Here is an 8,325-nt window from a genome sequence, read left to right as displayed (position 1 = left end):
CGCATCAATAGTGTTGAGGAAGAAGCTGAAACCGTATGGGCGAACGGTGAAATTTCCGACGTTATGCAAGGCAGTCGTATGGTGATGATTAACCATCAGCCTGTTCCAGAATGGGATTGGCCGGGCATGGTGATGAACTTCACCTTTGCGGAAGGCTTGGACATGAGTGACGTGGAACGTGGTAAGGCAATTGACTTTGAGATGCGAAAGACAGAGTCAGGGCGATACGAGGTTGTTGATTACAAGGTCAACAAACACAAGATCGCCGGCGAAGTTTGGGTAACGGGTGACATTACCATGTTGATGGCAGATTTTGGCATGATCACTGTAAAACATCAGCCAGTCCCTGAGTGGAATTGGAAAGCGGGTGAAATGAATTTCCAAGCCAGTGATGACCTTGATTTATCTGAGTTTGCCGAGGGTCAAACCATTCGGTTTCTAGTGGCGAAGCAAGGTTCTGATTATGTGCTCAAATCTCTCGAACCGACGAATAGCACGGGTGAGGGCGAACTATGATCAATGCAATTATTCGCTGGTCTATTAGCAACCGTTTCTTAGTGCTGGTTGCCACTGTCGCCATCGTATTTGGCGGTTTATACAGCGTTAAAAATACACCTGTCGATGCCATTCCTGATTTGTCAGATGTTCAGGTAATCATCAAAACCAGTTATCCGGGTCAAGCCCCACAGGTGGTCGAGGATCAGGTGACCTATCCATTGACCACCGCCATGTTAGCTGTACCGGGTGCTGAAACAGTTCGTGGCTACTCGTTCTTTGGTGATTCCTATGTCTATATCATCTTCAATGACGATACCGATATGTACTGGGCGCGTTCACGAGTGTTGGAGTACTTAAGCCAAGTTGCACCTAACTTACCATCGAGTGCCAAGCCAACACTAGGACCCGATGCAACCGGTGTGGGCTGGGTTTACAGCTACGTGTTGCAAGATAAAACAGGTCAGCACGACTTAGCGGAACTTCGTAGTTTGCAAGATTGGTTCTTGAAGTATGAATTGCAAACTGTAGAAGGCGTGTCTGAAGTGGCGACCGTTGGCGGCATGGTGAAGCAGTATCAAGTACAGATTGATCCTGCCAAGTTACGTGCATATGACCTGACGCTTCAGCAAGTCAACAAGGCGATCCAAGATGGTAATCAAGAAACAGGAGCGTCTGTTGTTGAGATTGCGGAAGCCGAACATATGGTTCGTACCACCGGTTACCTGACAAGCATCGAAGATATTCAATCTCTGCCGCTAAAAGTGACCGACAAAGGTACTCCGCTGCTATTAGGTGACATTGCTGACATTAATCTTGGCCCGCAAATGCGTCGTGGTATCTCGGAACTCAATGGTGAGGGTGAAGCGGTTGGCGGCGTTATTGTGATGCGCTTTGGTGAAAATGCCAGTGAAGTGATCGACTCGGTGAAATCCAAGCTCGCTGAACTGCAAGCTGGCTTACCTGATGGTGTCGAGATTGTCGCAACTTATGACCGTTCTACTTTGATTGATTCAGCCGTTGAAAACCTTTGGAAGAAGCTGGCTGAAGAGTTCATCGTGGTCGCCGTCGTGTGTGCGCTGTTCTTGTTCCATATCCGATCATCACTGGTTATCGCGCTAAGTCTGCCTGTCGGTATCTTAGGCGCATTCATCGTTATGCATTGGCAGGGTATTAACGCCAACATTATGTCTCTTGGCGGGATCGCGATTGCGATTGGCGCCATGGTGGATGGTGCCATCGTGATGATTGAGAACGTTCATAAACACATTGAACGGACTCCGCTCACTGACAAAAACCGTTGGCAGGTGATTGGTAAGGCAGCAGAAGAAGTTGGCGCACCGCTGTTCTTCTCTCTGATTATCATTACCTTGAGCTTTGTGCCTGTGTTCGCGCTAGAAGGGCAAGAGGGCAAGATGTTCTCGCCACTTGCGTTTACCAAGACGTATGCGATGGCTACAGCAGCCGGTTTGGCAATCACGCTGGTGCCTGTGTTAATGGGTTATTTCATTCGCGGTAACGTGCTACCTGAACATAAAAACCCAGTAAACCGTAGCCTAGTGGCGATGTATAAACCGCTTCTAAACCTCAGCCTAAAATATCCCAAGGTGATGATTGTTATCGCACTTGGCTTAATGGCGTCTGCTTATTACCCAACCAGTAAGCTTGGCAGCGAGTTCATCCCTCCTTTGGACGAAGGGGATTTGATGTACATGCCAACCACGTATCCGGGCATCTCAATAGGTAAGGCTCGTGAGTTGTTGCAACAAACCAACAAGCTCATCAAAACCATTCCAGAAGTCGAAACCACGTGGGGCAAAATTGGTCGAGCAGAGACGGCAACCGATCCTGCGCCACTGACCATGATTGAAACGGTTATTCAGCTTAAACCGCGAGAACAGTGGCGTGACGGTGTCACTACTGAGTCTCTGCGTAAAGAGTTTGATGATCTGATTCAATTCCCCGGTTTGACCAACGCTTGGGTCATGCCAATCAAAACACGTATCGACATGTTGGCGACGGGTATTAAAACGCCAATTGGTATCAAAATCGCAGGCCCAGATCTGAGCGTGATTGAGGATATTGGCTCTCAACTTGAACCCATCCTCAATAGCGTGAGTGGTACTGCTTCTGTCTACGCTGAGCGTGTTGCGGGTGGTCGTTATGTGACGATAGACATCAAGCGCCGCTCTGCTGCTCGTTACGGATTAAGCATCAAAGAGGTTCAGCAGGTTATTTCGACCGCAGTTGGCGGTATGAATGTCGGCGAAACGGTAGAAGGGCTAGAGCGTTATCCAATCAATGTCCGTTATCCGCAAAGCTATCGTGATTCTGTCGTTAAGTTGCAGAACCTGCCGTTAGTGACACCAAACGGAGCGCGAATTGCTTTGTCTGATGTTGCAGATATTCGCTATGAAGATGGACCACCAATGATTAAGACGGAGAACGCGCGTCCTAATGGCTGGGTGTTCGTTGACATCGAAGGTCGCGACCTTGGTTCTTATGTGGCAGAGGCGCAAAAAGTCGTTACAGATAAAATCGTCTTGCCTGCTGGATATTCATTGGCGTGGTCTGGTCAATACGAATACATGGAGCGCGCCAAAGAACGTTTAAGTGTCGTTGTGCCAATCACCATCGCAATCATCATGTTGTTGCTCTACCTCAGCTTCCGCCGCGTTGGTGAGGTGATGATGATCATGCTGACGTTGCCACTCGCAATGGTTGGTGGTTTATGGCTGATGCATGTCCTCAATTACAACTTCTCCATTGCAGTGGGGGTGGGCTTTATCGCCCTTGCCGGGGTAGCTGTTGAGATAGGTGTGATCATGTTGGTCTACCTAAATCAAGCATGGCACTACAAGAAGTTGGATGCGGAGCAGAACCAGAAAGCACTTCAGCGTGAAGACCTAACGGATGCTATTCGTGAGGGCGCAGGACTGCGTGTTCGCCCAGTTATGATGACAGTACTTACGGTGATTATTGGCCTCATTCCAATTATGTATGGCGAGGGTACGGGCTCTGAAGTGATGCAGCGAATTGCTGCGCCGATGATAGGCGGAATGGCGTCTGCACTATTGCTTACCCTACTGGTGTTGCCTGCAATCTTTAAGCTCTGGAAACAGCGTGAGATTACGCATAGCCAAAACGAACCAAACAAATAACGTATTGATTATTAGCCCTTACTGACCAAAAACAGAGTGAGTAAGGGCGTACCACATGAACATGTGAAACTAACAAATAAATAACTGAATTAATCTAAGGAACGATCATGAAAAAGACACTTATTGCGATTGCACTGATGTTAACTACTGCAACGGCTTTTGCTGAAATGGACCATTCGAATATGGACCACTCAAATATGGATCACTCGATGATGAAGAGTGGAGAGATGAATCATTCAAAAATGGATCTCAGCATGATGAAGGATGGAAAGATGGACCATTCGAAGATGATGAATATGGAAGGCATGTCTGAAGTGGGTATGCCTGCGACAGGCGCAAAGCCGGATAAAGTGGTTCATGTTCTGCTAAGTGACGATATGAAAATTACATTTAAGAACAAGGTTGATATTGAGCCGAACGACGTGGTGCAGTTCGTTGTGATGAACACGGGCAAGATTGATCACGAATTCTCGATTGGTTCTGCTTCAGAGCAGTTAGAGCACCGTGAAATGATGAAAAACATGGGTAATCACGCTCATGACTCGGGCAGCACAGTTACAGTTAAGCCGGGCAAAGCGAAACAGATGCTTTGGCATTTCCATGGTGATAATAACGTAGAGTTCGCGTGCAATATTCCTGGTCACGCTGAAGCGGGTATGGCGAAGTCGATAACGCTTTAGGCATTATCTAATAGAGCTAGAAATAGCTGCTGGGAAAGTACTAAAAACAGAAAGCTAAAAGATAAGTCTTAGCTCATCGCGCTAGTTGAGACTTATCTTTCTTGGCCATTACTGTAATAGGATCGATGTTTCCAGTAGGTGGTGTGCTTCGCCGCTCAGGTGCGGTAGCTCTGCCATGATCTTTTTAAACTTGTCGTCGATTGATTCTGCTTCATTCAGCGATCGAAAAGCCAGTACAGCTTGTTCAGGCTCGCTGTTCACATAACCTTTCAATGTATCTAGCTGAATTTTATTGGCATTTTCAACTTTTGCTAAAGCGACATTAATTGCTTCGATGTTAATTGTTAACTCATTGCTTTTAAACATTTTTTATTATTTATGGGTTGTTGCTAATGCGCGCACATTAACACAATGATTTTTGCAGATATTGACCAAGATTATTAAATTGGAACAATTTTGAAAATCGTTAAAAGCTAGACTGCAATATGTAATGGGAAAGGTTTAAGAAATTCGAAGCGATTTAAGGAGTTAATAGCGCTAGCTGCTTAATTAGCGTTGGTTGGTTAGACTTAACAAAATGGGTTTAAGCTATATGGATTAATGCTTATAGGTTTAACGAGCGGAGAAGTTTTTTGAATAGGGTATCGCTGGAAGAAAACACGTAACAAAACATAAGGAGGAATTGGAGCGTGCAGCGGGAATCGAACCCGCATCATCAGCTTGGAAGGCTGAGGTAATAGCCATTATACGATGCACGCACACTGTCTTAAGAGTAAGACTGAAACATCAAGAAGACTGGAGCGTACAGCGGGAATCGAACCCGCATCATCAGCTTGGAAGGCTGAGGTAATAGCCATTATACGATGTACGCACATCGTCTTAACGAGTTTGATAATGCCACATCTAACTGAAAACGAAACCTTTTTCTTTCATTTTTATTCTAAGTGCTCGCATAACCACCACTCCGCTAGTTTTTCCATCATGTTCGGCGCTTTTAGAGTGAATAAAATGTGACTAAACTCTCGTTAAACGTAGGGCGAGAAACAACAAAGAACCCTCCACTCTTTCTAAGACCCACTCAGTTGGATTTATAAACCTATTTTAGTGGTGTTTCCTCATCACAAAATTAACATAAATACAGGCAATTTGACCGTTAACATAAACTGATTTCCATTCGTATTTTGATGCCCATTAATAACAATCTGGATGCATTGTTTTAACTTGCCAGTCTGCCAAAGTATTCATCAAGTGAATCCGAAGCGGGTGGAGTTATAGACTCCTCTAAGCGTTCGAAGGAAAAAGTAACGAATTTAGTTGATAATTCATGCAAAACTCTCGTCATTACGTCTATCGTTTGGTACATTTGCCGCACATTTTGTCTCCCCTAAAATTCCCATGCCTTCTCAGTTCCGAATTAACAAAATTGTTGAAATTGGTGACACTCTTCATCGCAGTGGTTGTGCTCCTTACAAGCTAGAGAAATACACCCAATTCTATGCAAAAAAGCATGGTGTTGATGTGATGATCCAAGCAACGCCAACCGCGATTAATTATCAATTTCCAGACGATAACAACGCCGTTATTCTTAAGCGTCTAAAGCCTGCTTCGATTAACTTGAGTTTGTTGGCCAATACCATCATTCGTATTAACCAACCGAGCAGTGAGCCTGTGCCAGAGCCTGTCGGTTACTCTAAACTTGTGACGGCACTGGCCAATATGGGTATTCCGCCAGCGTATCTGATGCTAATTGGCAGTACGTTAGAAGCGGTTGGCTTTTCTGCATTACTGGGTCTGATGGTTTGGGTATGTCAGCAAGTTCTTCATTCACGTCGCGCTATTGCGGTTGAATTCATCTCGGCACTATTAACGGGTATCTTCGTGGCATTTTTGGCAAGCACAGGGTTGCCGATCCCGGTGTGGGCGTTATGTATCGCTTCGATTGTCTTGTTTGTCCCCGGGTTATCCATAGCCAACGCACTAGAATGTTTGGCGTTTAATGATCTCGTCTCTGGTACCAGTTTGTTAGGGCAGAGCGCATTAACCCTGATAAAGCTGTTTGTCGGGATTATTATGGGGCTCAACATTGGTGAAGCGATATGGGGACAAGCGGTCTCCATTGACTATACGAATGCGGTTCCGACATGGATGCACATATCTGGTTTGGTGTTGATCTCGGTGTCGATTGGTGTGATGTTCAATGCGCGTCCTAAAGACATCTTACTTGGCTTGCCAGTGGCAGTTCTGGGTATGTGGGGGCCGTTCTATCTAGGTTTTGACAGTGGTTGGGTTGTCGGTACTTGGGTTACGACGGTTCTTATTACTTTGTACGGGACTTGGATTGCCAAGAAGATGGAGCTCACGGGCTCTATTTATATCGTGCAGGGGATCATCATCTTGGTTCCGGGTAGTCGAGTATTAGTGAGTGCCAGCCAGTCGGTGTTTGAACAATCGATTTTACCTATTCCGAGTATTGGTTTGTCGGCGTTGTTCATGTTCTCTGCAATTGTGGCAGGGCAAATCACCGCTTACTCGATTTACTCACCAAAAGTCGAACGTTAATCCGTTTCGCCTCCCAAGCCCTTAAACAAACACAGCTTAGCGGCTGTGTTTGTTCGTTTTAGGTACTGCTCTTTTCTAAGTTAAATTACGCTACTGAAAATTGGTTCGATTTGTGCTCGCTAAGCCTAACAAGAGTCATTAAAATGGACGCAAATTTTATTTAAATGAAGTATTAACGTATGTCTTTACCTCCTTGTCCGCAATGCCAATCTGAATATGTCTACCCAGACCAAAACAACCTAATCTGCCCTGAGTGTGCCTATGAGTGGAACCCAGAAGAAGAGCGTTTAGAAAGAGAAGCCGCGCGTGTTAAGGACGTAAATGGCGTTGTATTGGAAAGTGGCGATAAAGTTACCTTCATTAAAGATCTAAAAATTAAAGGCAGTTCTTCTGTACTGAAAATCGGCACTAAAGCGGTAATCAGACGAATAAATGAAGGCAAAGATCATCAGTTAGATTGCAAGCTTGATGGTGGTGGTGAAATGCTCGTTACAGCGAAGTACGTTAAGAAGCAGTAGTCGAGCGTTGGCTATATAGTTCATTGATTATTGTTGGAGATATTTTGAAGTATTCGACAAGACCCGCTCAGTCATCAGATTATGAATTTCTGTTCGAGCTGAAAAAGGCGGCTGAATTTGAGCCAATCAAAGCTGTTTTTGGCTGGGATGAGCAAATTCAACGAGATATACACGCCGAAGAGTGGGCAGAAGAACGACCTGAAATCATTGAATATCAAAGCAAAGCGATTGGCAGTGTGTTGCTGCAAGACAAAGGCGACCACTTCTATTTTTGCCGATTCTTCTTGCTGCCTGAGTATCATGGAAAGGGAATTGGTAGCCAAGTACTGAAAGACTTCTTAACTAAGGCTGATTGCTTAACTAAGGCTGACAGCCTCAATAAACCCGTCGAACTATGCTATTTACAAGGTAATCGAGTTGGAGATTTGTATCTGAGGTTTGGATTTGAAATTACTTCGCAGAATGACCAGTTTGTTTATATGTGGCGGTCACCTGGCCAACATAGCAGATGTTAGATATAGCCTTTTAAAGTTATAGAACAAATAGTTTTATATCAATGTAACTAAGTCTTAATCGCTATGTCTTGTGGCGGCACACCGAAGGTTTTCTTAAAAGCATTGGTGAAATTAGAAGGGTGCTGATAACCCGCTTCATAGGCGGCCTCGGTGATTGAAACCAACCCTCGTTCTAAATGCTGGCGTGCGATCTCTAATCGTCTCAAACGGATGTAACCGTTGATTGTCATGTTGTATGACTGCTTAAAACGCCTTTGAATATTAGATACACTCATCGAAAAATGCTCAGCAAGCATTTTTAGGCTCAGCTCTTGGTCGAGATGAATTTCAATAAAGCAGATTACAGCCTCAATTCGTTCGTCATAACTTTGATGTTCAATGTTAGTTACACGTGTCG

General features: G+C 44.9%; 8 protein-coding genes and 2 tRNA genes. 6 read left to right on the top strand and 4 right to left on the bottom strand.

What is annotated here, in order from left to right; translation table 11 throughout:
* From AB4653_RS08705 to AB4653_RS08695, 3 genes are all read left to right on the top strand, one after another.
* The coding region (locus AB4653_RS08705) for a copper-binding protein (protein WP_372103859.1) at positions 1–516 on the top strand (516 nt) is incomplete at its 5' end.
* Complete coding sequence (locus AB4653_RS08700) at positions 513–3,656, top strand: efflux RND transporter permease subunit (RefSeq protein WP_009845524.1); 3,144 nt, start codon at positions 513–515, stop codon at positions 3,654–3,656. The genes AB4653_RS08705 and AB4653_RS08700, both read left to right, overlap by 4 nt.
* A gap of 107 nt (positions 3,657–3,763) precedes the next feature.
* Complete coding sequence (locus AB4653_RS08695) at positions 3,764–4,336, top strand: cupredoxin family protein (RefSeq protein WP_009845523.1); 573 nt, start codon at positions 3,764–3,766, stop codon at positions 4,334–4,336.
* Between the two features lie 108 nt (positions 4,337–4,444).
* Here the strand turns inward: AB4653_RS08695 and AB4653_RS08690 are convergent, their stop codons facing one another.
* The 3 genes from AB4653_RS08690 to AB4653_RS08680 form a co-directional block, all read right to left on the bottom strand.
* Complete coding sequence (locus AB4653_RS08690; RefSeq protein ID WP_004731488.1) at positions 4,445–4,702, bottom strand: hypothetical protein; 258 nt, start codon at positions 4,700–4,702, stop codon at positions 4,445–4,447.
* A 317-nt stretch (positions 4,703–5,019) separates the two neighbouring features.
* A tRNA-Gly gene (locus AB4653_RS08685) sits at positions 5,020–5,094 on the bottom strand.
* A 38-nt stretch (positions 5,095–5,132) separates the two neighbouring features.
* Positions 5,133–5,207, bottom strand: a tRNA-Gly gene (locus AB4653_RS08680).
* 524 nt (positions 5,208–5,731) lie between these two features.
* Between AB4653_RS08680 and AB4653_RS08675 the strand changes: the two genes are divergently transcribed.
* The 3 genes from AB4653_RS08675 (at position 5,732) to AB4653_RS08665 (ending at position 7,928) form a co-directional block, all read left to right on the top strand.
* Entirely contained in the window at positions 5,732–6,895 is a 1,164-nt protein-coding gene (locus AB4653_RS08675) for a threonine/serine exporter family protein (RefSeq protein ID WP_009845522.1), read from the top strand.
* A gap of 179 nt (positions 6,896–7,074) precedes the next feature.
* On the top strand, positions 7,075–7,413 hold the full coding sequence (locus tag AB4653_RS08670) for a zinc ribbon domain-containing protein YjdM (RefSeq protein WP_004731484.1): 339 nt from the start codon (positions 7,075–7,077) through the stop codon (positions 7,411–7,413).
* A gap of 44 nt (positions 7,414–7,457) precedes the next feature.
* Complete coding sequence (locus AB4653_RS08665; RefSeq protein ID WP_017101368.1) at positions 7,458–7,928, top strand: GNAT family N-acetyltransferase; 471 nt, start codon at positions 7,458–7,460, stop codon at positions 7,926–7,928.
* Between the two features lie 47 nt (positions 7,929–7,975).
* Here AB4653_RS08665 and AB4653_RS08660 read toward each other — a convergent pair.
* Positions 7,976–8,325, bottom strand: a 350-nt coding sequence (locus AB4653_RS08660; RefSeq protein WP_372103856.1) for a helix-turn-helix domain-containing protein, incomplete at its 5' end; no start/stop codon positions are given.

The sequence above is a fragment of the Vibrio sp. 10N.222.48.A3 genome, from assembly GCF_041475345.1.
Classification (GTDB): Bacteria; Pseudomonadota; Gammaproteobacteria; order Enterobacterales; family Vibrionaceae; genus Vibrio; species Vibrio tasmaniensis_A.
The sequence above is the reverse complement of the archived record's forward strand: the minus strand, read 5'-3'. Positions and strand labels throughout refer to the sequence as shown.

Excerpts from the sequence above, each read along its gene's own strand:
- AB4653_RS08700 (WP_009845524.1), top strand. The coding sequence starts at position 513 with ATGATCAATGCAATTATTCGCTGGTCTATTAGCAACCGTTTCTTAGTG.
- AB4653_RS08695 (WP_009845523.1), top strand. The coding sequence starts at position 3,764 with ATGAAAAAGACACTTATTGCGATTGCACTGATGTTAACTACTGCAACG.
- AB4653_RS08690 (WP_004731488.1), bottom strand. The coding sequence starts at position 4,702 with ATGTTTAAAAGCAATGAGTTAACAATTAACATCGAAGCAATTAATGTC.
- AB4653_RS08675 (WP_009845522.1), top strand. The coding sequence starts at position 5,732 with ATGCCTTCTCAGTTCCGAATTAACAAAATTGTTGAAATTGGTGACACT.
- AB4653_RS08670 (WP_004731484.1), top strand. The coding sequence starts at position 7,075 with ATGTCTTTACCTCCTTGTCCGCAATGCCAATCTGAATATGTCTACCCA.